Annotated in this window: 19 protein-coding genes; 7 read left to right on the top strand and 12 right to left on the bottom strand. The window is 70.8% G+C overall.

Annotated elements, in window-relative coordinates; all coding sequences use genetic code 11:
- Position 1: 1 nt before the first annotated feature.
- From Q4V64_RS40320 to Q4V64_RS40345, 6 genes are all read right to left on the bottom strand, one after another.
- A complete protein-coding gene (locus Q4V64_RS40320; RefSeq protein WP_124438461.1) occupies positions 2–433 on the bottom strand; it encodes a roadblock/LC7 domain-containing protein in 432 nt (143 codons plus the stop codon).
- A gap of 11 nt (positions 434–444) precedes the next feature.
- Positions 445–3,024, bottom strand: coding sequence for a nitrate- and nitrite sensing domain-containing protein (locus tag Q4V64_RS40325; protein WP_124438460.1), 2,580 nt, complete (start codon positions 3,022–3,024; stop codon positions 445–447).
- A gap of 84 nt (positions 3,025–3,108) precedes the next feature.
- Positions 3,109–4,122, bottom strand: a complete 1,014-nt coding sequence (locus Q4V64_RS40330; protein WP_124438459.1) for a substrate-binding domain-containing protein — start codon at positions 4,120–4,122, stop codon at positions 3,109–3,111.
- A gap of 300 nt (positions 4,123–4,422) precedes the next feature.
- On the bottom strand, positions 4,423–5,220 hold the full coding sequence (locus tag Q4V64_RS40335) for an SAM-dependent methyltransferase (protein WP_124438458.1): 798 nt from the start codon (positions 5,218–5,220) through the stop codon (positions 4,423–4,425).
- Positions 5,221–5,249: 29 nt separating this feature from the next.
- Positions 5,250–5,705, bottom strand: coding sequence for a DUF6114 domain-containing protein (locus tag Q4V64_RS40340; protein WP_124438457.1), 456 nt, complete (start codon positions 5,703–5,705; stop codon positions 5,250–5,252).
- The gene (locus Q4V64_RS40345) at positions 5,705–6,349 is read right to left on the bottom strand and encodes a DUF6230 family protein (protein WP_124438456.1); all 645 of its coding nucleotides are present in this window, start codon (positions 6,347–6,349) and stop codon (positions 5,705–5,707) included. Before Q4V64_RS40345 ends, Q4V64_RS40340 begins: the two co-directional genes overlap by 1 nt.
- A 456-nt stretch (positions 6,350–6,805) precedes the next feature.
- Here Q4V64_RS40345 and Q4V64_RS40350 point away from each other — a divergent pair, with 456 nt between their 5' ends.
- The gene (locus Q4V64_RS40350; RefSeq protein WP_124438455.1) at positions 6,806–7,465 is read left to right on the top strand and encodes a Tat pathway signal sequence domain protein; all 660 of its coding nucleotides are present in this window, start codon (positions 6,806–6,808) and stop codon (positions 7,463–7,465) included.
- Positions 7,466–7,483: 18 nt separating this feature from the next.
- On the opposite strand, the gene Q4V64_RS40355 is transcribed toward Q4V64_RS40350, so the two are convergent.
- Positions 7,484–8,449 carry a lytic polysaccharide monooxygenase gene (locus Q4V64_RS40355; RefSeq protein WP_124438454.1) on the bottom strand — a complete coding sequence of 322 codons (966 nt, stop codon included), beginning with the start codon at positions 8,447–8,449 and terminating at the stop codon, positions 7,484–7,486.
- Positions 8,450–8,881: 432 nt separating this feature from the next.
- On the opposite strand from Q4V64_RS40355, the gene Q4V64_RS40360 reads away from it, so the two are divergent.
- Positions 8,882–10,690 carry a S8 family serine peptidase gene (locus Q4V64_RS40360; RefSeq protein WP_124438453.1) on the top strand — a complete coding sequence of 603 codons (1,809 nt, stop codon included), beginning with the start codon at positions 8,882–8,884 and terminating at the stop codon, positions 10,688–10,690.
- A gap of 88 nt (positions 10,691–10,778) precedes the next feature.
- Here Q4V64_RS40360 and Q4V64_RS40365 read toward each other — a convergent pair whose 3' ends face one another.
- Both Q4V64_RS40365 and Q4V64_RS40370 read right to left on the bottom strand, forming a co-directional pair.
- Entirely contained in the window at positions 10,779–11,630 is an 852-nt protein-coding gene (locus tag Q4V64_RS40365; RefSeq protein WP_348540820.1) for an SDR family oxidoreductase, read from the bottom strand.
- Positions 11,627–12,268: a ScbR family autoregulator-binding transcription factor gene (locus tag Q4V64_RS40370; protein WP_124438452.1), complete on the bottom strand. Its 642-nt coding sequence runs from the start codon at positions 12,266–12,268 to the stop codon at positions 11,627–11,629. The genes Q4V64_RS40365 and Q4V64_RS40370 overlap by 4 nt, the downstream gene beginning before the upstream one ends.
- A gap of 217 nt (positions 12,269–12,485) precedes the next feature.
- On the opposite strand from Q4V64_RS40370, the gene Q4V64_RS40375 reads away from it, so the two are divergent.
- The 3 genes from Q4V64_RS40375 to Q4V64_RS40385 all read left to right on the top strand — a co-directional run bounded on the left by Q4V64_RS40375 (position 12,486) and on the right by Q4V64_RS40385 (position 15,331).
- Positions 12,486–13,355: a ScbA/BarX family gamma-butyrolactone biosynthesis protein gene (locus tag Q4V64_RS40375; protein ID WP_303714024.1), complete on the top strand. Its 870-nt coding sequence runs from the start codon at positions 12,486–12,488 to the stop codon at positions 13,353–13,355.
- 70 nt (positions 13,356–13,425) lie between these two features.
- On the top strand, positions 13,426–14,073 hold the full coding sequence (locus Q4V64_RS40380; protein WP_124438450.1) for a ScbR family autoregulator-binding transcription factor: 648 nt from the start codon (positions 13,426–13,428) through the stop codon (positions 14,071–14,073).
- 85 nt (positions 14,074–14,158) lie between these two features.
- Positions 14,159–15,331 carry a damage-control phosphatase ARMT1 family protein gene (locus Q4V64_RS40385; protein WP_124438449.1) on the top strand — a complete coding sequence of 391 codons (1,173 nt, stop codon included), beginning with the start codon at positions 14,159–14,161 and terminating at the stop codon, positions 15,329–15,331.
- Positions 15,332–15,401: 70 nt separating this feature from the next.
- Here Q4V64_RS40385 and Q4V64_RS40390 read toward each other — a convergent pair whose 3' ends face one another.
- The gene (locus Q4V64_RS40390; protein ID WP_172629073.1) at positions 15,402–15,863 is read right to left on the bottom strand and encodes a hypothetical protein; all 462 of its coding nucleotides are present in this window, start codon (positions 15,861–15,863) and stop codon (positions 15,402–15,404) included.
- Between the two features lie 112 nt (positions 15,864–15,975).
- Positions 15,976–17,244: an endonuclease/exonuclease/phosphatase family protein gene (locus Q4V64_RS40395; RefSeq protein ID WP_124438448.1), complete on the bottom strand. Its 1,269-nt coding sequence runs from the start codon at positions 17,242–17,244 to the stop codon at positions 15,976–15,978.
- A 169-nt stretch (positions 17,245–17,413) separates the two neighbouring features.
- Between Q4V64_RS40395 and cyc2 the strand changes: the two genes are divergently transcribed.
- Together cyc2 and phsA are read left to right on the top strand one after the other, a co-directional pair.
- The gene (cyc2, locus tag Q4V64_RS40400; RefSeq protein WP_124438447.1) at positions 17,414–19,570 is read left to right on the top strand and encodes a germacradienol/geosmin synthase Cyc2; all 2,157 of its coding nucleotides are present in this window, start codon (positions 17,414–17,416) and stop codon (positions 19,568–19,570) included.
- Between the two features lie 76 nt (positions 19,571–19,646).
- Positions 19,647–21,560, top strand: a complete 1,914-nt coding sequence (phsA, locus tag Q4V64_RS40405; protein ID WP_124438446.1) for an O-aminophenol oxidase PhsA — start codon at positions 19,647–19,649, stop codon at positions 21,558–21,560.
- A gap of 89 nt (positions 21,561–21,649) precedes the next feature.
- Here the strand turns inward: phsA and Q4V64_RS40410 are convergent, their stop codons facing one another.
- Positions 21,650–22,405 (bottom strand): metallophosphoesterase, encoded by a 756-nt coding sequence (locus Q4V64_RS40410; protein WP_172629072.1) that lies wholly within the window; start codon positions 22,403–22,405, stop codon positions 21,650–21,652.
- Positions 22,406–22,486 lie beyond the last annotated feature (81 nt).

Consider the following 22,486-nt stretch of genomic DNA (forward strand, 5'->3'; position numbering starts at 1 on the left):
CTCACTCGCCGGAGGCGGGCATGGGGCCCACGCCCGGCCGTGGTGCCGCGCTGAGGTGCTCGCCGATCTTCTTCACCAGCATGTTCATCTGGTACGCCACCACGCCGACGTCCGCGTTCGGTCCGGTCAGCACGACGAGGTGGGCGCCGGGCCCGGCGGAGGTCAGGATCAGATAACTCTTGGCCATCTCGATGAGCGCCTGGCGCACCGGGCCGCCCCGGAAGTCCATGCTGACGCCCTTGCTGAGGCTCATCAGTCCGGAGGCGGTCGCCGCCAGCCGCTCGGCGTCGTCGCGCAGGAAGCCCGTGGACTTGCTGACGACCAGTCCGTCCTCGGAGAGCACGACGGCTTGGTTCACGTCGGCGACCCGATCCACGAGTCCGGTGAGCAGCTGGTCGAGCTGGGTGTGCGTGGCGGGAGTGGCGCGTGTCATGGCGGTGTCCTTCATGAGCGGTCGGTGTGGGGAGCCGAGGTGGTGGCGGCCGGGGCCGGGGTGGGGACGTCCGGTGCGGCCGGTCTGTCTGCGTCGTGTGGCGCGTGCTTGTCGTAGGGCACGTGCTGGTCGTGCGGCGCTTGCTCGTCTTCCGGTGCCTGTCTGCCGGACGGTGCCTGTTCGTCGTACGGGGCCCTGCCGGACGGTGCCTGTTCGTCGTACGGGGCCTGTCTGCCGGACGGTGTCTGTCTGTCGGACGGTGCCTGTTCGTCGTACGGCTTCTGCTGGTCGTCCGGCGTCGGCTCGTCGTCGTCCCGTGCCCGGAACGTTCCACGCTGGAAGCCGGCGAGCGAGGAGGCGGCGCGTTCCGCGGTGAAGTCGTCGCAGTCGTCGGTGTCGTCCTCGGCGGCCGGCGACGACTCATCGAGCAGTTCGACCGCCAGGCTGGTCTGCGGCACCCGGCGGGGCAGCGGGGCCAGCCCGTCGGAACGGGGGACGAGAGCGGGGGCAGAGGCGGAGACCGGGGCGGGCAGGGGCCGCGACATCCGGGTGGGTTCGGAGTCCTTCGTGTCCTGCTCCCCCTGCTTGTCCTGCCCGTCCCGCTTGTTCTGCTTGTTCTGCTTGTCCTCCGTGCCCTTCGGGTCCGCCGGGTCGGTGCCGGGGCCCTCGGGCACCACTATGTCGTGCGGGATCAGCACGATCGCCGTCGTTCCGCCGTACGGCGAGGAGCGCAGGGTGACGGCGATGCCGTGCCGTTTGGCGAGCCGTGAGATCACGAACATGCCGAGCCGCAGGTCGTCGGCGAGCGCCACCACGTCGAACTTCGGCGACTCGGCCAACTGGGCGTTGAACGAGGCGTAGTCCTCCTCGGACATGCCGAGACCCCGGTCCTCGACCTCGACGGCCAGACCCTTGGCCACCATCCCCGCCCGCACCCCGACGGGGCTGGACGCGGGGGAGTACGAGGTGGCGTTGTCGATGAGTTCGGCCAGCAGGTGGATCACGTCGGCCACCGCGGGCGGGGCGAGGCACACCTCCTCGTCGGTGTGCACCTCCACCCGCTGGTACTCGGCGACCTCGCCGACCGCGCTGCGCAGGATGTCGATCAGCGCGACCGGCTCGGTCCAGCTGCGCCGCGGCTGCTCGCCGCTGATGATGACGAGGTTCTCCTCGTAGCGGCGCAACTGGCTCGCCGTGGAGTCCAGTTGGTACAGGCCCTGGAGGACGTTCGGGTCCTGGTGCTCGCGCTCCAGCGCGTCCAGCTGGCTGAGCTGGAGGTTGACCAGGTTCTGGCTCTGCCGGGCGATGCCCAGGATCACCTTCTGGAAGCCGCGCCGGGTGTCGGCGAGTTCCACGGCGGTCACCACCGCCGTGCGCTGCGCGGTGTTGAACGCCTGCGCCACCTGCCCGAGTTCGTCGGAGCCGTAGTCCAGTTCGGGCGCCGCCAGGTCCACGTCGACCTTCTCGCCCCGGTCCAGCCGGGTCACCACGTCGGGCAACCGCTCCCGGGCCAGACCGAGGGTGGCTTCCCTGAGGCCGCGCAGCCGCCGGGACAGGGAGCGGGTGATCCGCCAGGACATACCGACGCACAGCAGCAGGGCGACCAGTCCGCCGGCGCTCAGGGAGGCGGCCTTCACCAGCAGCCCGTCGGCCTCGTCGGCGCTGCGCGTGAGCAGCGCCGACGTCTGCTGCTCGATCAGGGCCGAGTACTGGGCGGAGACCTTGTCCAGCGCGGCGGTCCACTGCCTTCGCGCGTCAGGCAGGGTGACCCGTCCCGCGGTGCCGACCGACCGGGCCGCGATCACCTGGTCCTCGATGCTCTGCAGGGTCTGCCAGTCCTTGCCCTGCAGGATCCGCTCGGTCTGCGTCTTCACGCTGCCGCGCAGCGAGGGGACGACCTGGTCCTCGATGACCCAGCGGCGCGTGCTCACCAGCTCGGCGAACTCGGTCCAGGCCTTCTCGTCGAGCTGCCCGGACGGCCAGGCCAGGGTGAGGTGCGTGTCCTCCTGGGCGACCAGCTCCGCCGCGTGCTCCAGTGCGATCAGCGGACCGGCCTGCGAGGTGAGGTCGCCGTCGTCGACCTGGGAGAGCTCCTGGAAGGCGTGGATCTGGTCGTCGATGATCGAGGTGTACTGGTCCAGCGCCTGCTCGGCGCTGATGTCGGTGGGGTCGTCCACTTGACCCCTGTAGTACTCCAGGCTGCTCACCGACGCGACGACCGAGTACAGGCGGTCCGCGATCCGGTCGGGGGCCTTCTGGATCGCGTCGGAACGGCTCGCGAGTTTCGCGACCGCCTCGTCCGTCTCCTTGCGCGCCCGGTCCAGGGCGGCCCGGGAGCCGGGCACCGAGGCCAGCCAGGCCGCCGACAGCCCGCGTTCCCGTTGCAGCGCGAGCGTGGCGTCGGTGCCCATGGCGCCGGTCGACTTGCTCAGCTCCGTCTGCGACCGGAGCCGGAGCCCCTCCGAGAACATCTGCGTCGTCGTCACACCCCACATGGCGGCGAGGGTGACGCTCGGGACCAGCGCCAGCAGGATGAGGGAGAGACGTATGGAGCCCAGTCGGCGACGCCGGGCGCGTGTCCGTGGAGACATGGTCGTCCTTGGCGGTCAGCGGGGGAGCGGGGAGGGTTTCGAAGGGTATGGGATGGCCGGTGGCGGGGGCCGCCGGAGCCCCGGTCAGCGGGTTCCGGCGGCGGCGAACTGCGCGACCGAGGCGACGTTGGACCGGGTGACGAACGCCGGACCGGTGAGCACGGGAGCCACACCGCCGCCGCTGAGGTTGCCGTTGGTCTTGTACAGCCAGAGCGAGTCGACGGCGAGGTAGCCCTGCAGATACGGCTGCTGGTCCACCGCGAACTGCACCTGCCCGCTCCGCACGGCCTTGACCATGTCCTTGTTGAGGTCGAAGGTCGCGACGCGGGCCCTGCTGCCCGCATCCCGCACCGATTTGACCGCGTCCAGCGCGAACTGCGCGCCCAGCGTGACCACTTCGTCGATGGAGGGGTCCTGCCGGAGACTGGCCGTGACGGTGGCGTTCACCGCGTTCTTGTCGGTGCCCTCCACGTAGAGCAGGTCGGTCTGGCCGTCGAACGTCTTCTTCACGCCGGCGCAGCGCGCCTCCAGGCCGACGTTGCCCCGCTCGTGGATGACGCACAGCGTGTGCTTGGCCTTGAGGCCGTCCAGCCTGTCGCCGACGGCCCGGCCCGCGAGGCTCTCGTCCTGGCCGAAGTACTCCAGCAGGCCCTGGGATCGCCAGGCGTCGATACCGGAGTTGAGGCCGACCACCGGTATGCCGGCCGCTCTGGCCTCGGCGACCGGGCCCCTCATGGCCGCCGGCTTGGCCAGGGTCACCGCGATGCCGTCCACCTTGCCGCGGACGGCGTCCCGCACCAGGGCCGCCTGCTTGGTCGGGTCGGAGTCGTTTCCGTACGTCAGGTCGATGTCGTCCTTGGCGGCCGCCGCCCGGGCGCCCTTCTGCACCAGGTCCCAGAAGGCGTCCCCTTCGCCGCCGTGGGTGATCAGGGCGACCTTGATCCGGCCGGTGTCGGCCTTGCCCGCTGCCTCCGCGTCCGAATCGAGCCGTGCGTCACCGGAGCCGGTGCAGCCGGCGAGGAGCAGACAGGCGGCGACGGCCAGGGCCGCGGCGCGGACGGACAGGGAAGAGGCCTGAGGTGGGAGGGAAGTGTTCATGAAGTGCGGCACCTCGCTGTGCGGCCGAGCAAGTGGAACGCGAAAGCGCGGCCGAGACGCAGGCTGTGTACCCCGACCGGGTGACTTTCACTGGCTCGGAGCCAACCGTGTGTGACCGCCGGTAGTCAAGTGATCTGCCCCTGGTAGCGGGTTCTTGCTGCCGCATCGTGATGATCTTTCCACTGGGAATACTTTTCGGACACCGTACGGCTCAGGCCACGGCGGATGCCGTGTGCAGCCGGTGCGTGCCGGATGCCGTACCCAGGCGGGCCGTTGCCGATGCCGTATCGCGCCGGGCCGTCAGGGCTTGCGCGCCACCGCCCCGTACATCGCGATGTCCGCGTCCCGGAGTACCTCGGTGCCCGTGCCGTCCGGATGCCACTTGTGCACCTGGACGATGCCCGGCTCGACGAGATCCAGTCCCGCGAAGAACTCCTCGGCCTCGTAGAGGGTGCGCAGCCGCATCGGCATGCCCCGGGCCGCGTACTCGCGGGCGACCCGGCCGACCTCCTCCGGGGCGAACTCGGCGGTGCCGATGGACATCGCGAGGTAACTGCCCGAGGGGAGCGGGTCGAGGAGGCGGCGGACGATGCCGACGGCGTCGTCCTCGTCCATCATGAAGTGGACGATCGCGATGACGGTGAGCGCGACCGGCTGCGTCGGATCGAGGGTCGCCCGCAGTTCGGGAGCGTCCAGGATGCTCGCCGGGTCGCGCATGTCCGCCTCGATGTACGCCGTCCGCCCCTCCGGCGTGCTGTTCAGCAGGTCCTGGGAGAGTCTGAGGACGAGCGGGTCGTTGTCGACGTACACGACCCGGGCCCCGGGGGACACCGACTGGGCGATCTCGTGGATGTTGGGGGAGGTGGGAATGCCGGTGCCGATGTCGAGGAACTGGCGTATCCCCGCCTCCTCGGCGAGATGGCGCACCGCGCGGTTCATGAAGTCGCGGTTGGCCCGCATGTGGACGGGCAGTGCGGGCCACTCGCGGCACATGGCGTCGCCGGCCTCCCGGTCCGCCGGGTAGTGGTCCTTGCCGCCGATGATGTAGTCGTAGATCCGCGCGGAGTGCGCGCTCCCGGTGTCGATGTCTTGTTCCATGCACCTCCCTTCCCATGCTCGGCTCGCGTCTAATCGCCTGCGGGCTGGGCGGCCGCCAGTCGGTGAACCCCCTTCGCCTCCCGAGCCTGCCTCCGCCGCTGCCGCCGGCTCACGCGCGGCTCCTGGTCGGGCAGCCACCCGAAGGCCAGGCAACTGCCCACGGCGCCGAGCAGGAGACCGACGAAGAAGCCGCCCAGGTTCGAGGTGACCCAGGAACCCAGGGACAGCAGGATGCCGACGATCGAGTAGAACAGCCGCTGGGCGGGATTGAAGAGGATCAGAAGCCCGAGCAGCAGCATCAGGGTCGGCACGAGGTAGCCGGCCAGACCCTGCATGCCGACGTGCAGGACGACCTTCATCGACGCCTTCAGGGTGAGCAGGATCTCCGCGCCGCCCAGGGCGAGCAGCAGCCCGCCCCAGAACGGCCGGGCGGCCCGCCAGCGCCGGAAGGCGGACCGCATGCCCTGACGTGCCTGGTCCGGCATCAGCAGGCCTTGTCGCTGAAGCCGAGCTTCAGGCCCGGCAGCTTGAACACCCCTGCCGTGGTCGCGTAGTTGGTCTGCCGCAGATCGCCGATGTACACGGTGTCGGACTGCTGGCTGAAGACGCCGATGGGGCCCCGGCCCTTCGGACCGGCCTTGTTCAGCTCGCTGGCGTCGTTGCCGATCTCGATGTTCGTGAAGGCGGCGTCGCCCGACAGCTCGGTCGAGTCGGTGGTCAGATCGTGCGCCACGACCTTGTCCTTCCCGCCGCCCGCGGTGATCCGCAGGTTGATGCCGCCCAGGTCCACGCTCTGGCACAGCTTGGTGAGGGTCGCGTCCTTGATCACGGAGGTGACGACGAGCACCTCGCCGCCGGTGTTCCCCGCGTTGGGGCTGTCCGGCGCCATGCGGTCGAGGCCGCCGTACTGCTCGAATCCGGTGCCCTTGAGCTCGGTCGCGGTGACCGTGAACGGCATACCGGAGATCGCGAACTGCACGCCCAGCGCCCCCTCGGCGGTCAGGACCAGCAGACCCGCGGCGACCGCGGTGGCCGGCACCGCCATGATCGCGGCACGGCGCGCCCGGACCCGCCCGCGTCTTCGGGGACCGCCGGAGAGGTCGGGCACTTGGGTTGAGGACAAGGACATGTGCTGCTCCCGTGGGCATAGTGAATGCGGTTGGGCTTCAGTCGGCACGTTGTCCTGGCGCGGACAGCGAACTGCGGCGCACGCCTCCTCACAACTCCCGGGGGATGCAAGGGACTTCGCGTTACGCGTCAGTAGCCGCCGAGGAAGTTACCGCTGGTTACATTAAGGGTCAAGCAAGTTGTGGAAAAAGAGTGTCGATTGTGTGCCGCACGCGCCGCCTCTCGCACAACGTCCTTACACCACCTTGACGTTGACGGTCCATCAGGTCTACAACTCTCCCTGGCTTCCCCAGATCCGTGGCGCCGGATCCAGCCGCCTTCCCGGACGTTCTGTCCAGCGCGGGCACTTCACTGCCCGCAACCGAACCCTCAAGGCACCCCTCAAGGCACCCCTCAAGGCACCCCTCAAGCCACCCCGAAACGGTCGCTTCCCCCTGCTCAGGAATGAGGCACCCGCATGCGTACGAGATCCCTCCTTGCCATAGCCGGAGCCGTCGCCGCTCTCACCCTCCCCGCCGCCCCCGCATCGGCGGCCGACACCGCCGACAACGCGGTCCTCACCACCGGCAGCGCCGGAGGTACGGCCGTGGCGGTCGGCGACGTCCTCACCGCGCCGCTGGCCAGTGGCACCGCCGCCACGCTCTACTCCAGCGCGACCGGCACCAGCGGCATCTCCTGCACGTCCTCGCAGTTCACCGCCACCGTCACCGACAACCCCGCGGCGCCCGGCACGGCCACCGAGTCGCTCGACGCGCACACGTTCGCCAGCGGCAGCTGCTCCGCCAACGTGGTCGGCGTGCTCGGCGTCACCAGCATCACGGTCAACAACCTGCCGTACACCACCTCGGTGGCCTCCGACGGCACCGTCACGGTGACCGCGGCGAGCGGTTCCGCCATCCAGACCACGGTCGTGCTGCGCACCCTGCTCGGCAGCATCAACTGCGTCTACCAGACGCCGAGCCTGGTCGGCACCGCCAGCAACGACGGCAACAGCATCACCTTCACCAACCAGCAGTTCACCCGGACGTCCGGTTCCTCGCTGTGCTTCGCCAACGGCTACTTCACCGCGAAGTACGCCCCGGTGTCCGACGGCGACGCGCAGGTCTACGTCAACTGAGGATCCCCCGCCCGGCGGTCACCGCCGACGCAACCGCAGCGCCAGGGCGGCGCCCCCGGTGAGCACCAGCACCCCGGCGGCGCCGCCCGCCATCATGGGCGCGGACACACCGGAGCCGCGCTCGGCGGTGGAGGCGACCGGGGTGCTGCCGGAGGTGTCCTGGGCGCCCGCGGCCGTGGACGCCCGGTCTGCCGGCGACTCAGTGGCCTGCGCACGGCCGCGCTCCGCCGTGGGCGACGGGCTGCCGCTCGCGGGCGCCTTGCCGCTGTCCGCGCCGGCGCCGCCGTCCCCGGTGGCCGGAGTCGGACTCCCGCCACCGGAGCCCGCGCCGGCCCCCGTGCCGGCCTCCGGGAACACCACGTCCGAGCACGAGTAGTACGTGTCCGGCGTACTGCTGTTCTGCCAGACCGTGTACAGCACATGCCGGCCCGTCCGGTCCGACGGCAGCGTCGCCCTGATCCGGTACGCCCCGTCCGTCAGCGCCGGGTCCTTCACCTCCGCGAACGGCTGCTCCGGCAGGTCGGCCCAGGTCAGCGGCTTCGCCGGGTCGTATCCGGGCTTGGTGAGGTAGAGGCGGAACGTGCCGGTGTGCGGGATCGTCGAGACGTACCGCATGCCCAGGGTCGCGCCCGGGGTCAGCCGGGTCGACGGCCAGTCGGAGCGGGCGAGGTCGAGCCCCTGGTAGGCGGGCAGACCGCCGCTGCACAGCTTCCCGTCGGGGACCGTCTGCCGGTCCCGGCCGTTCACGTTCGCGATCCGCAGGTTGTCCCAGGCGGTGAAGGGCGCCCCGTTCGCGGCGACGGCCGCCCGGCATGCCGCGGACCCGGTCGCGTCCCCGTCGGGCGAGCAGGCGAAGACCCGGCTGACGGGATCCGTCGGAGCACCGTGCGCCTGGGCGGGTGCCGCCGCCCACAGGCCCAGCAGCAGAGGGCTCGCGGCGGCGACCGCCAGGGCGGCGGCGCGGTGTGCGGTCATCCGGGGCATCCGGAACGTCTCCTCTGCCGGAACGGGAACGGTCTGCCTTCATCCAGAACGGTGCGTCCATCCAGAACGGTCTGCGTTCACTCAGAACGGTCTGCACTCATCCAGTACGGGACACCGGCCCAGCGCGTTCACGAGAACCCCGATGCCTGCAAAGCGGATCAATCCCGGTCAACTCCTCGACATCGAGGGTGGGTTTCCGGCCGGATCGAGGGTTTCCCCTGTATCCGGATGACCTGCTCTTTGCCTATCGTTCGACCACTGCTGACCCACAGGTAACCCCGAACGGGTCGCACCGCGCACCAGGCCGGCCGCCGTGCGCCGTTTCGCACCATCGCCACGCGCGCCTTCGCTTTCACCCCCCGCCGCTTCACCGACGAAGCGAATCGACTGCTGCTCCGCGCTGCCCGGAGCACGGCCACGAAAGGCAAGCCCTTGCGTACCTCCCCTTCGCTCAGACGGAAGCTGATATCCGTCGCCGCCGTCTCCGCCGCCCTGCTGGCCACCGGCACGGCCTCCGTCGCCGTCGCCCAGGAGGCCGCGCCCCAGGACACGGCCGCCGTCCCGGCCGCGCTCACCGAGGCCGCCCCGGGCACCCCGGCCGAGCGCCTCATCGTCGGCTACAAGTCCGGCGCCGCCGAGGCCAAGTCGAACACGGCCGCCGAGGCCGACGCGACGGCCAAGGGCAAGGACTCCGGCGAGGACCTCGACTTCCAGCGCCGCCTCGGCACCGGTGCCGCCCTGGTCGACCTGGGCGAGGACCTCACCAAGGCCGATGTGGCCGACGTCGTCGCCGAGTTCAAGGCCGACCCGCAGGTCGCCTACGTCGTACCGGACCGCCTGAACACGCGGAAGGCCGATCCGAACGACACCGAGTACGCCAAGCAGTGGGACCTGTTCGAGTCCACGGCCGGCATGAACGTGCCCGGCGCCTGGAACACCACGACCGGCACCGGTGTCACCGTCGCCGTCATCGACACCGGCTACGTCGCCCACTCCGACCTCGCCGCGAACATCGTCGGCGGCTACGACTTCATCGCCGACACCGCCGTCTCCGTCGACGGCAACGGCCGCGACAGTGACCCGGCCGACCCGGGTGACTGGTACAACGCCAACGAGTGCGGCTCCGGCGTCCCGGCCAGCAACTCCTCCTGGCACGGCACGCACGTCGCCGGCACCATCGCCGCCGCCACGAACAACAGCAAGGGCGTCGCGGGCATCGCCTACGGCGCGAAGATCTCGCCGGTGCGCGTGCTCGGCAAGTGCGGCGGCTACGACTCCGACATCATCGACGCCATCACCTGGGCGTCCGGCGGCACCGTCTCCGGTGTGCCCGCCAACTCCAACGTCGCCAAGGTCATCAACATGAGCCTGGGCGGTGGCGGAGCCTGCACCACCGCGACCCAGAGCGCGATCAACGGCGCCGTGAACCGCGGCACCACCGTCGTCGTCGCGGCGGGCAACAGCAACGACAACGCCGCCAACTACTCGCCGGCCAGCTGCAGCAACGTCATCAGCGTCGCCGCGACCAACCGCTCCGGCGCCAAGGCCTCCTACTCCAACTTCGGCTCCCTGGTGGACATCTCGGCGCCCGGCGGCCAGACCAGCACCGGCACCGCCAACGGCATCCTGTCCACGCTCAACTCCGGTACGAAGACGCCGTCCTCGGAGTCGTACGCCTACTACCAGGGCACCAGCATGGCCACCCCGCACATCGCGGGCCTGGTCGCGCTGATGAAGTCGGCGAACTCCTCGCTGACCCCGGCGCAGATCGAGACCGCCATCAAGAACAACGCCCGTGCCCTGCCGGGCGCCTGCTCCGGCGGCTGCGGCGCGGGACTGGCGGACGCGGCCAAGACGGTGGCGGCCGTGAGCGGCTCCGGCGGTTCGACCGGCGGCACCACCTTCTCCAGCACCACCGCCGTGTCCATCCCGGACAACGGCTCGGCCGTGGAGTCCTCCATCGCCGTCAGCGGCCGCAGCGGCAGCGCCCCCTCGGCCCTCCAGGTCGGTGTCGACATCACCCACACCTACCGCGGTGACCTGGTCATCGACCTGGTCGCTCCGGACGGTACGGCGTACCGCCTGAAGGCCGCGAGCAGCTCGGACTCCGCGGACAACGTCAGCACCACCTACACCGTGAACGCCTCCTCCGAGACGGCCAACGGCACCTGGAAGCTGCGCGTCCAGGACACCGCCGCCCAGGACACGGGCCGGATCAACGGCTGGAAGCTCACCTTCTGAGCCGACAGCCGGCCAGTGCCCTGTCGGGGCACTGGACAGGCGGGCGGGCCGGCCGGTGCGGATGGGGCACCGGCCGGCCCGCCGTACGTCATGCGCGAAACGCCGAGACGTGGTCGGCGGCCCAGTCCCGGAAGGTCCGCGCGGGCCGGCCCAGCACCTCGCCGACCGTCGGCTCCACGTGACCCTTCGCCCCGTCCTGTCCGCGGGCGGCACTCTCCACCAGGGCATGGGCCAGCGGCTCCGGATAGCGGGCCAGCAGCCCGGTCAGTGCCTGGTCATCGGTCAGCTCGACGAATGTCAGGGGGCGTGCCAGCAACTCCCCGAGGATCTCCGTCTGGTGCACGGCGCTCAGGGCGGCGGGCCCGGTGAGTGCATACGCCCGCCCCACGTGTTCCCCCGGATCCGCCAGGGCCCGCGCCGCCACGTCGGCGATGTCCCGCGGATCGACGGTCGCGTTCCGTGAGGTGCCGTGAAGCGCCCGGACCACGCCCTCCTCCCGGACGGAGCGGGCCCAGCTCAGGGTGTTGGACATGAAGGCACGCGGCCGCAGAAACGTCCACGGCAGGCCCGACGCGCGCAGCGACTCCTCGCTGTCACGCTGCCACCGGGTGATCAGGTCGGTGGCCCCGGGATCGGCCACCGCCTGGGCCGACAGCTTCACGACATGACGTACCCCCGCCGTACGGGCGGCCGTCACGAAGTTCTCGTCCTGGTCGGGCGCCAGCGGGTTCGCGGTGACGAGCAGTGCGGACCGTACGCCGGTCAGCGCCTCGCGCAGGCTGCCGGGGTCGTCGAAGTTCCCGCCCACGGCCTCGATTCCGGGGCCCGTGACAAGGGCGCGGCGCGGGTCACGGGTGAGCAGGCGGAGCGGCCCGGTGCCGGACAGACGCTCGGCCACCAGCCGCCCGACGGTACCGGTGGCCCCCGTCACCAGGATCACGGCACGGGGACCGAGGCGAGGATACGGACCCCGCGGTCGGCTCTGCTGTCCAGGCCGAGCAACAGCCCCGGCACCGCGATGCTGGGCAGAATGTGGGACCACAGGACGGAGATCCGGTACCCGAGATCCGCCCGGTCGGTCAGCGCCCGCGACATCAGCTGGATGCCCGCGAAGCCCCCCACCAGTAGCTCCACCGTGTCCTGCGGCTTCACCGTGGGCAGCAACTCACCCTGGGCCTCCGCCTGTTCCATGAGCACCGTCAGCCGCTCCGCCCACTGCCGGAACGGTCCGGTGTGATCGACCCCGGGCGGCGTCGCCTGGTCCACCGTCAGCCGCACGCTGCCCCGCAGCAGGGGATCGGTCAGCAGCCGCTGCCCCACCACGAAGGTCATGTCGATGATCTCCTGCAACTTGCAGGGCTGCGGCGGCACGGCCCCGAACGGCACCTGCTCGTCCAGCACCGCCTGGGCGAGCGACTCCTTGGACGGGAAGTGGAAGTACAGGGCGCCCTTGGTGACTTCGGCCCGCTCGAGGACCATGGCGATGGTCGTGGACGTGTAGCCGTGCTCGTCGAAGACCGCGCCCGCCGCTTCCAGGATCGCGCTGCGCGTCCTGATGGCGCGTTCCTGTTGTGCCATAAGAGCCCCTCCGCTGCGCCCGGTTGGCCGGTTCCCGTGAATCGTGTGCCGCAGTGGCCCCGATCATAGAGTGCTGCCGACTGATCTCATTGAAAACAAACCGGTCGGCTCGTACTCTAACGCTCACCGAAGTGGACGTTTCACCGTCTGCAACTGGCCTTCGGGGACCGTAGGGAGAGACATGCCTCAACCGCGGCAGCTTGCCGAAACTCCGTCCATGACGGCGACCGTCCCCCGCCAACTCGTCCACCGCGCGGCGGTCGCGGAGACCTTTCTCACCGGCTGGAGCGGGACAGCGGCCGACCGGTTCTCGGTGTCGGCCCAGTGGCCGCGCGCCCACGGATTACACGTGTCGCCGGACCGGTCCGCCTACGACCCCCTGCTCGTCGTGGAGACCGTGCGGCAGAGCGGAACGCTGATCGCGCACACCGAGTACGACGTGCCGCTGGACCACCACTTCGTGCTCCAGGAGTTCGAAGTCGAGACGGTTCCCCAGCACTTGGCCGTGGGATCGGTCCCCGCCGAGCTGGTCGTCGAACTCGCCTTCGTCGACGTCCAGTACCGGGGCCGCCGCCCGGTGGGCGCCCGCTACACGGCGGACGTGCTGCGCGGCGGGGAACGCGTGGCCACAGCGTCGAACGTCGTGTTCACCTGCACCAGCGAGCCCGTCTACCGCCGGCTGCGCGGCGGCCGTACCCCCGCCACCGTCTCCCCTCTGCCGCTGCCGCCCGCGCTGCCGGCCGCCGTGGTGGGCCGCGCGCTGCCCGCGGACGTCGTCCTCGCCCCGGCCGACCGCCCCGACCGCTGGCAACTGCGAGTAGATACCGCGCATCCCGTTTTCTTCGACCATCCGCTGGACCATGTGCCCGGCATGCTGCTCCTCGAGGCCGTCCGTCAGGCCGTACGGGCCCACACCTCGGGCACCCGGTCGCCCGTGGCGTTCCACATCACCTTCCACCGGTACGCCGAACTGGATATGCCCACGTGGATCGAGGTGCGGGACGGGGACGGCACCGACGTACAAGTCGTCGGAAGGCAGGGAGAGTCGGCGGTCTTCGAGTGCGCCGTCGGTACCGCCCAGTGGTGAGCTATCGTGTACAGGGAGTAGGAAACAAACGGCATGACCCGTTCTTTCCCGTCCCAGGAGTGTTCCGTCGATGCCGAGGCAGTTACGCGCAGAGCAGACCCGCGCGACGATCATCACGGCCGCCGCCGACCTGTTCGACCGGCACGGCTACGAATCGACCAGCCTGAGTGACATCGTCGAGCACGCCCAAGTCACCAAGGGCGCCCTGTACTTCCACTTCGCGGCGAAGGAGGACCTCGCCCACGCGATCATGGAGCTGCAGTCCCGTGTCTCGCGCCAGATGGCCAGCGAGACGGACGCCCGGGGGTACTCCTCGCTGGAGGCGCTGATGCGCATCACCTTCGGCATAGCGCGCCTGTCCGTCGAGGACCCGATTCCGCGGGCGGGCCTCCGGCTGGCCACCGGGGGAGTCCCGGTGCGCCCACCGCTGCGGCACCCCTTCACCGAGTGGCTGGACCTCGCCTCCCGCAAGTTCCTCGGCGCGGTCAAGGAGGCGGACCTCCACCCGGACACCGACATCGATGCCGCCGCCCACTCCCTCGTCTTCTCCTTCGTGGGCACGCGCGTCGTGAGCCGCTCCCTCGAACCCATGACACGCCAGCCGCGCAGACTCGCCGAGATGTGGCACGTGATGATCCGGGGCCTGGTGCCGGTCCCCCGCAGGGCCCGCTATCTGACCCTGGTGAGCCAGCTGGAGCGGGAGATCAGGGCGGTGTGACGGGCGCGAGGGGCGGATCCGGCGGGCGCGAGGGGCGATCCGACGGGCACGAGGACGCTGGGGCGGGCGCGCTACGGTGAGGCGTATGCCCGACACCCCGCCCGCCCCCGTGCTCCTCGGCAACGAACCCGGCTCCTTCCCCCACGGCGTGCTCGCCGAGCGGCATCCCGCCATCATCCGGCAGGTGCGGGAGGCCTTCCCGTACGGCCCCGAGCAGCACAGGGCCCTCGACGCGCTGCTCGCGAGCTGCACCAAGGGCGTCATCGAACCCCTGCCCGCCGAGGCGCACGACCGGGACCGCTGGAAGGCCTGGGGCATGGACGCGTACACGGGCCGGTCCTGGTTCGACGTGCCCTGGCTGTGGTCCGAGAGCCACTTCTACCGCCGGCTCCTCGACGCCGTCGGCTACTTCGGCCCCGGTCCCTGGCAGGGCATCGACCCCTTCCGCCCCTTCAAGCTCGCCGAGCTCGACTCCCCGGAGACGGACGAGGAGCTGGCCGCGCTCGACGCCCTGGCCGACCGGCCCGCCGGCGAACAGGCCGAGGCCCTGCTGCACGGCTCACTGTGGGGCAACCGCGCCGACCTCGGCTTCCGGCTCTCCGACGCCGGCGCCGAGGGCCGGGCCGCCGTCCCGAGCCTGGTCGCCGACGACAGCGCCGCCCTCCGGCCGCTCCTCACCGGCGCGGACACCCTGTGCCTGATCGCCGACAACGCGGGCCGCGAGCTGATCCCCGACCTGCTCCTCATCGCCCACCTCCTGGCCCACGGGCGTATCGAGCGGGCCGTCCTGCACGTCAAGCCGTACCCCTACTACGTCTCCGACGCCACGACCGCCGACGTGGTCGACGCGCTGCGCCGGCTGGTGAGAGCGCCGGGCGAGGCCGCGTCGTACGGCCGCCGCCTGTGGGACGCGATGGCCGACGGCCGCCTCACCGTCCGCGCCCACCCCTTCTCCTGCGCCCCGCTGCCGTACGCCGAGATGCCCGACGACCTCCGCGAGGAGCTCGCCGCGGCCACGGTGACCGTCGTGAAGGGTGACCTCAACTACCGCCGTCTCGTGGACGACCGCAGGTGGCCGCCGACCACGCCGTTCGCCGCCGTCACCGGCCATTTCCCAGGCCCGGTCGCCGCGCTGCGCACCCTGAAGTCCGATGTGATCACCGGCCTGGACGCCGGAACGGAGGCCGCGCTGGTCGCCGCCGAAGGACAGCGCTGGCGGACCGGCGGGACCCATGCGCTGATCCAGGTCCGGCCCTGAGGAGCGTTATGCTGCCGACGTGTACCGGTGGGCTGCCCTACGTCCCGCCGACGGGCAGCGAAAGAGGACGTCATTGACCCCGCGGTACCTGCGCAATCCAGGGGAGCCCGTCTACGACGTGGACGCACGGCGCTATGTCGACGTCACGGTCAGGGCACCCGGGGGTGCGCGCCTCCGGCAAGGCGGGATGGGGTACGCCGAAGTTCGGGGCGTGGATGACGATCGGGCGGGTCAGCGCGGAGAACTCCGGTACGAACGCGGTGAGTTGGTCCGGCAGTGACGGATCCCGTGCCAGCAGCGCACGGAGCGTCGCGTCCCACTCCTCCCGCTGTTCCCGCAGGATGATCTCCTGCCGGCCGGGCGGTGCCGCGTCGATCGCGGCCCGCACCTGGTCCAGCCGCTCCACGTCTTCCCGCCGCAGGATCCGCGCGATGCGCTGCCGGGCCGCCTGCCACGCGTCCGTGGTCATCAGCCCGACCATCGTGCCCGCGGCGGCGGCAGCGGTCTGGGTGAACAACTCTGCCCCGAACATCGAGGGCCCCCTGTCGGCACACACCTCGACGGCTACGTCCGAAACCCCTCTACCGACTCCAGGATCTCATGTCGCCTGCAAAGGGAGGGAGTTGAGAGGACATCGCCCCCCTTTACCCGAGGCGTATGTCCTGCCAGACCAGCCGGTGGTCCGAGGTCGGTACCGTCGTGCCGTTTCCGACCAGCCGGTACAGCGGGTCGTCGGACGTCGGCCAGAAGACGCCGTTCGCGCCCGGTACGAGCCCCTGCGAGGGGATGACGTGGTCGACGCGCAGGTTGCCGGGAGCGGTGTCGCCGAAGTCGGACGTGTCGTACGCCGGGTCGCCCTGGTGCGAGGCGTTGGCGCCGCCCTGGAGCCGCGCCGCCTCCACGCCGCCCGCGCTCGCCGGAGGCGTGGCCGGCAGCCGCACCGCCGGGTGGTCGAGCAGCAGGCGTACGGCGTGGTCGTAGCTGTCGCCGTCGTACGGGTCGGCGTTCAGGTCGCCCGCGATCACGAACCGCGCCCCGGGCCGCAGCCCGCCGCGCCGGCCCTTGTCGTCGTACAGATAGGCGCCGCGCCGACGGCCGCCGATGTAGTCGGCCCACAGCCGGATCTCGTCGTGGTTGCGCCGGCCGTTGCGGTCCTCGGGGCCGTCGAAGGTGGGCGGCGTCGGGTGCGACACCAGGAAGTGCACGCTCTCGTGGCCGACGCGCACCGGCACGTCCCAGTGGCTCTTGGAGGACAGCCGCAGGACCGCCCTGGCCGCGTCGCCGTAGTAGCCCTCGGGCATGACGTTGCCCGGCATGTCCCTCCACAGGAAGTGCTGGAAGGTACGCACCGCGCGGGTGTCGATCGGGTACTTGGAGAGCACGAGCATGCCGTACTGCCCGGGGAAGAAGCCGTATCCGAACGCGTCCTGGCCGTAGGCGTCCGAACCGGGCGTCGTCACCGCTCCGTTCTTCCCGTCGAGGTCCACACCGGACGCCACGCCCGTGTTCACCGGGCCGGTGAAGTGGTACGGGAAGCGGACCGGCCTCGCGCCGTTCTGCCCGACCGCCAGGTAGTTGCGCAGGAACAGGCTTGCCGCCGTGCCGCGGTCGTCGTGATCGAACTCGTTGACCAGCAGGACGTCCGGGTCGACGCGCTGGATGGTCTCGGCGACATTGCGCGCCTGCGCGTTGTCCGGGGTGGACAGGTCCGTGATCAGCGCGCCTTGAGTACCGCGGTTCAGGGACGCGTTGAACGTGGCGAACCGGACCGTGCGCCCGGGCCGGCCGGTCGCCGACGCGGGGAGTGCGGTCGCGCCGGCCAGTGCCGTACCGGCGAAGGCGGCAAGTGCCGTGCGACGGGAGAGAGTTCCGCGGTGGTGGTGCTGGCGGTCCTGGTCGTCCTGATGGCTCATCGGGGCTCCGGGGAGGGAGGGGACACATGAACGGTTGAAGTCTGCGCGCGTAGAGGTGAACGTCACAAGGTCCGGCGAGAACTCCCGGATTCACTCACGATTCACGCGATGGTGTGATCATGTCCCGGCGTGCGGATGCCGCCCGAGGGCCGTGGGTAGGGCCCCGGCCATGACGCAGCAGCCCTTCGAACTCCCGCACTTCTACATGCCGTATCCCGCGCGGCTGAACCCGCACGTCGACGAGGCCCGCGCCCATTCGACCGCCTGGGCGCGCGAGATGGGCATGCTGGAGGGGTCCGGGATCTGGGAGCAGGCCGACCTGGACGCCCACGACTACGGCCTGCTCTGCGCCTACACCCACCCCGAATGTGACGGCCCCGCCCTGTCGCTCATCACCGACTGGTACGTGTGGGTCTTCTTCTTCGACGACCACTTCCTGGAGACCTTCAAGCGCACCCAGGACCGCGCCGGCGGCAAGGCCTACCTGGACCGGCTGCCGCTGTTCATGCCGATGGACCTGTCGACCCCGATGCCCGAGCCGCAGAACCCGGTGGAGGCCGGGCTCGCCGACCTGTGGACACGCACCGTGCCGTCGATGTCCGCCGACTGGCGCCGCCGCTTCGCCGTCGCCACCGAGCACCTGCTCAACGAGTCCCTGTGGGAGCTGTCCAACATCAACGAGGGGCGGATCGCCAACCCCGTCGAGTACATCGAGATGCGCCGCAAGGTGGGCGGCGCGCCCTGGTCCGCCGGTCTGGTGGAGTACGCGACCGCCGAAGTGCCGGCGGCCGTCGCCGGGTCGAGGCCGCTGAGGGTGCTGATGGAGACCTTCTCCGACGCCGTGCACCTGCGCAACGACCTGTTCTCCTACCAGCGGGAGGTCGAGGACGAGGGAGAGCTGAGCAACGGCGTGCTCGTCCTGGAGACCTTCTTCGGCTGCACCACCCAGGAGGCCGCCGACACCGTCAACGACGTCCTCACCTCGCGCCTGCACCAGTTCGAGCACACCGCGTTCACCGAGGTGCCCGCGGTCGCCCTGGAGAACGGCCTCACCCCGGACGAGGTCGCCGCCGTCGCCAAGTACACGCAGGGCTTGCAGGACTGGCAGTCCGGCGGCCACGAGTGGCACATGCGCTCCAGCCGGTACATGAACGCGCGGGCCGAGTCCACCAAGCCGTGGCAGGGCCTCACCGGACAGGGCACCTCCGCCTCCGACGTCGGCGCGCTGCTCGCGGCGGCCGGCGCCGAGCGCCTGCGCTCCTACACGCACGTGCCGTACCAGAAGGTCGGCCCGTCCCTGCTGCCCGACTTCCACATGCCCTTCGAGGTCGAACTCAGCCCGCACCTGGCCGCGGCCCGCCCCCGCCTCACCGCCTGGGCGCACCGCATGGGCATCCTCCAGGAGGGCGTCTGGGACGAGGACAAGCTCGCCGCGTACGACCTCCCGCTGTGCTCGGCGGGCCTCGACCCGGACGCGACCCCCGAGGCCCTGGACCTCAGCGCGCAGTGGCTCACCTGGGGGACGTACGGCGACGACTACTACCCGCTCGTCTTCGGCCACCGCCGCGACCTGGCCGCCGCCCGCGTGACCACGCGGCGCCTGTCGGACTGCATGCCCGTCGCCGGCGAGGAGGTCCCCGTCCCGGCCAACGGCATGGAGCGCGCACTGATCGACCTGTGGGCGCGTACGACGGCGGAGATGACCCCCGAGGCGCGGCGCACCCTGAAGGACGCGGTGAACGTGATGACGGAGAGCTGGGTGTGGGAGCTGTCCAACCAGCTCCAGAACCGCGTCCCCGACCCCGTCGACTACCTGGAGATGCGGCGGGCGACCTTCGGTTCCGACCTCACCCTGAGCCTGTGCCGCATGGGCCACGGCCCCGCCGTCCCGCCGGAGGTGTACCGCAGCGGCCCCGTCCGCTCGCTGGAGAACGCCGCCGTGGACTACGCCTGCCTGCTCAACGACGTCTTCTCGTACCAGAAGGAGATCGAGTACGAGGGCGAGATCCACAACGCGATCCTCGTCGTGCAGAACTTCTTCGGCATCGACTACCCGACCGCGCTCGGCGTCGTGGCCGACCTGATGAACCAGCGGATGCAGCAGTTCGAACACGTCGCCGCGCACGAACTGCCCGTCGTGTACGAGGACTTCGGGCTGAGTGACGAGGCACGCGAGATCATGGGCAACTACGTGCTCGACCTGCAGAACTGGATGGCGGGCATCCTGAACTGGCACCGCGAGGTCGACCGCTACAAGGCCGACTACCTCGCCCGCCGCGCCCACGGCTTCCTCCCGGACCGGCCGCCGGCGCTGCCGGTCGGCTGAGGCCCCGCACCGGCTGCACAGGCACAGGCAGACACAGACAGGCACAGACAGGCGCAACGGGACTTCCCGCTTCCGCATGCGGTTTCCCAACCTTCTCGTCCGGAATGCGACCGACATCGTCGAGAGGATCACCGAGGGAATCACGCAGAAGGAAACGGAGGAGGCGCCCGCTCCGGGCGAACTCGCGCCGTACGCGGCGCCGTTGACCGTCCCGCCCGTCCTGCGGCCCGCGTCCGACGACGTGCTCCGCGAGACGGAGATCGCCCTTCGCCCGACCTGGGTACGCCTGCACCCGCAGCTCCCGCCGACCCTGATGTGGGGGTACGACGGGCAGGTGCCGGGCCCGACCATCGAGGTGCGGCGCGGACAGCGCGTCCGCATCGCCTGGACCAACCGCATCCCGAAGGGCAGCGAGTACCCGGTCACCTCCGTCGAGGTGCCCGTCCGCCCGCAAGGCGCGCCGCCCGCCACCACCGAGCCCGGCCGTGAGGGCGTCAAGCCCAACGAGGACGTGGCCGCCCTGCCCGCCTGGTCGGTGACCCACCTGCACGGAGCGCAGACGGGCGGCGGCAACGACGGCTGGGCCGACAACGCCGTCGGATTCGGCGACGCCCAGCTCTCCGAATACCCGAACGACCACCAGGCGGTGCAGTGGTGGTACCACGACCACGCCATGAACATCACCCGGTGGAACGTGATGACGGGCCTGTACGGCACCTACCTCGTCCGTGACGACGAGGAGGACGCCCTCCATCTCCCCTCCGGGGAGCGGGAGATCCCGCTGCTGCTCGCCGACCGCAACCTCGACACCGACGAGGACGGCCGTCTCAACGGCCGGCTGCTGCACAAGACCATCGTCGTCAACCCGGCACACCCGGAGACGGGCAAGCCGGTGACCCTGCCGTTCGCCGGCCCGTACACCACGGTCAACGGCCGCGTCTGGCCGTACGCCGACGTGGACGCCGGCTGGTACCGATTCCGGCTGGTCAACGCTTCGAACGCGCGCATCTTCGACCTCGTCCTGGTGGACGAGGACGACAACCCGGTCCCGGGCGTCGTGCACCAGATCGGCAGTGACGGCGGGCTGCTGCCGCGCCCCGTGCCGATCGACTTCGACGGCGCCCTGCCCACGCTGACCGCCGCGCCGGCCGAGCGCTTCGACCTGCTGGTCGACTTCCGCGCCTTCGCGGGCCGCAGGCTGCGCCTGGTCAACAAGGGCCCCAACCAGCCGGCGGGCGTGCCCGACCCGGTGGGCGGCGTGCGCTACCCGGCGGTCATGGAGTTCCGGGTCCGCGAGGGCTGCGAGGCCGACACCTTCGAGCTGCCCGAAGTGCTCTCCGGCTCCTTCCGCCGGCTCACGCACGACGTCGGGCACGGCCACCGGCTGATCGTCCTCACCCCGCCCAACACCAAGGGCGCCGGAGGACACCCGGAGATCTGGGAGATGACCGAGGTCGAGGACCCGAGCGGCATCGCCTTCCCCACGGACGGCATCATCCAGATCACCGGACCGGACGGCACCACGAAGACGTACCGGCGCACGGCACGGACGTTCAACGACGCCCTCGGCTTCACCATCGCCGAGGGCAGCCACGAACAGTGGAGCTTCCTCAACCTCGCGCCGATTCCCCACCCGATGCACATCCACCTGGCCGACTTCCAGGCACTGGGACGGGACGCGTACGTCGTGACGGGCTTCGACGCGGCGGCGGGCGGCACCCGCACCCCGATCACGTACGACCCGGCGACCACGATCCCGCCGGCACCCAACGAGCTCGGTCACAAGGACACCTACCGGGTGCCCGGGAACCAGATGCTGCGCATCATGGGCAGGTTCGACGGCGCGTACGGCCGGTTCATGTACCACTGCCACTTCCTCGAGCACGAGGACATGGGCATGATGCGGCCCTTCGTCGTCATGCCGCCCGAGGCCCTGAAGTTCGACCACGGCGGGGCGCACGGCGGCCATGGGGAGGGCCACACCGGCTGACGTCCGCCTGCCTGCCGCGTCACACCGGAAGGCCCTGACGATACGTCACAGAGCGGCGGCCATCAGCAGCTGACCGTGGTCCCGGGCTGCTACGTGACCACGCGGAAGTGGCTGGTGAGCCGCCCCTGGTCGTCCAGCACATGGAAGGCCAGCCCGACCGGCGCCTCCCGGTCCGCCACCTGCTCGCCCTCCCAGGGCAGCCGCAGGGTCCAGGTCACGCCCGGCCCGACGACCAGTGGCCGGCCGGCGAAGGCGGTGGCGGCGGGCGTGTGCGCGTGCCCGGTGATCAGCCCGGCGATCTCGGGCCGCCGCTGCATGAGGGCGGCCAGGCGGTCCGGTCGGCCCAGCTGGTAGGAGTCGGGCAGAGGATGGTGCAGCGCGACCGGCGGGTGGTGGAAGGCCAGGACCGCCGGGAGGGCCCCGTCGAGCTCGTCCAGCGTCGCCTCGATCCAGTCGTACGTCTCCTCGTCCAGCGCTCCTTCGTCGTGGCCGGGAATGCTGGAGTCGCACATCAGCACGGCGCCGTCGTCGAAGACGTGCGCGCTGTTGACCGGCCCGTCGGCCGCGGGCCGGCCCAGCAGGGCCTTGCGGTACGTCGCCCGGCTGTCGTGGTTGCCCGGACAGGTGAGCACCGGGAACGGCGCGTCGCCGTCACGCAGCCCGAGGACGCGGGCCGCCTCCTCGTACTCCGCCTCCGTGCCGTGGTCCGCGATGTCTCCGGTCACCAGCAGGGCGTCCACCCGCCCCGGCAGCCGCCACAGCCGGTCGCGCACCCGCTCGGCGCGCTCCGTCGCCCGCGCGGTCCCGTCCAGATGCAGATCGCTGATGTGTGCGAGTACGAGCACGGCCGTACGCCTCCCCGAGTAGACCTTAATGGCATACCCGGATCCAAGCATTAGAGCTAATGGATGCACAAGGCTTGCCCG

The organism is Streptomyces sp. NL15-2K, from assembly GCF_030551255.1.
Taxonomy (GTDB): Bacteria; Actinomycetota; Actinomycetes; order Streptomycetales; family Streptomycetaceae; genus Streptomyces.

What these genes read in the sequence shown, in the direction of transcription:
- Q4V64_RS40320 (WP_124438461.1), bottom strand. Translation starts at nt 433, where the DNA reads ATGACACGCGCCACTCCCGCCACGCACACCCAGCTCGACCAGCTGCTC.
- Q4V64_RS40325 (WP_124438460.1), bottom strand. Translation starts at nt 3,024, where the DNA reads ATGTCTCCACGGACACGCGCCCGGCGTCGCCGACTGGGCTCCATACGT.
- Q4V64_RS40330 (WP_124438459.1), bottom strand. Translation starts at nt 4,122, where the DNA reads ATGAACACTTCCCTCCCACCTCAGGCCTCTTCCCTGTCCGTCCGCGCC.
- Q4V64_RS40335 (WP_124438458.1), bottom strand. Translation starts at nt 5,220, where the DNA reads ATGGAACAAGACATCGACACCGGGAGCGCGCACTCCGCGCGGATCTAC.
- Q4V64_RS40340 (WP_124438457.1), bottom strand. Translation starts at nt 5,705, where the DNA reads ATGCCGGACCAGGCACGTCAGGGCATGCGGTCCGCCTTCCGGCGCTGG.
- Q4V64_RS40345 (WP_124438456.1), bottom strand. Translation starts at nt 6,349, where the DNA reads ATGTCCTTGTCCTCAACCCAAGTGCCCGACCTCTCCGGCGGTCCCCGA.
- Q4V64_RS40350 (WP_124438455.1), top strand. Translation starts at nt 6,806, where the DNA reads ATGCGTACGAGATCCCTCCTTGCCATAGCCGGAGCCGTCGCCGCTCTC.
- Q4V64_RS40355 (WP_124438454.1), bottom strand. Translation starts at nt 8,449, where the DNA reads ATGCCCCGGATGACCGCACACCGCGCCGCCGCCCTGGCGGTCGCCGCC.
- Q4V64_RS40370 (WP_124438452.1), bottom strand. Translation starts at nt 12,268, where the DNA reads ATGGCACAACAGGAACGCGCCATCAGGACGCGCAGCGCGATCCTGGAA.
- Q4V64_RS40375 (WP_303714024.1), top strand. Translation starts at nt 12,486, where the DNA reads ATGACGGCGACCGTCCCCCGCCAACTCGTCCACCGCGCGGCGGTCGCG.
- Q4V64_RS40380 (WP_124438450.1), top strand. Translation starts at nt 13,426, where the DNA reads ATGCCGAGGCAGTTACGCGCAGAGCAGACCCGCGCGACGATCATCACG.
- Q4V64_RS40385 (WP_124438449.1), top strand. Translation starts at nt 14,159, where the DNA reads ATGCCCGACACCCCGCCCGCCCCCGTGCTCCTCGGCAACGAACCCGGC.
- Q4V64_RS40390 (WP_172629073.1), bottom strand. Translation starts at nt 15,863, where the DNA reads ATGTTCGGGGCAGAGTTGTTCACCCAGACCGCTGCCGCCGCCGCGGGC.
- Q4V64_RS40395 (WP_124438448.1), bottom strand. Translation starts at nt 17,244, where the DNA reads ATGAGCCATCAGGACGACCAGGACCGCCAGCACCACCACCGCGGAACT.
- cyc2 (WP_124438447.1), top strand. Translation starts at nt 17,414, where the DNA reads ATGACGCAGCAGCCCTTCGAACTCCCGCACTTCTACATGCCGTATCCC.
- phsA (WP_124438446.1), top strand. Translation starts at nt 19,647, where the DNA reads ATGCGGTTTCCCAACCTTCTCGTCCGGAATGCGACCGACATCGTCGAG.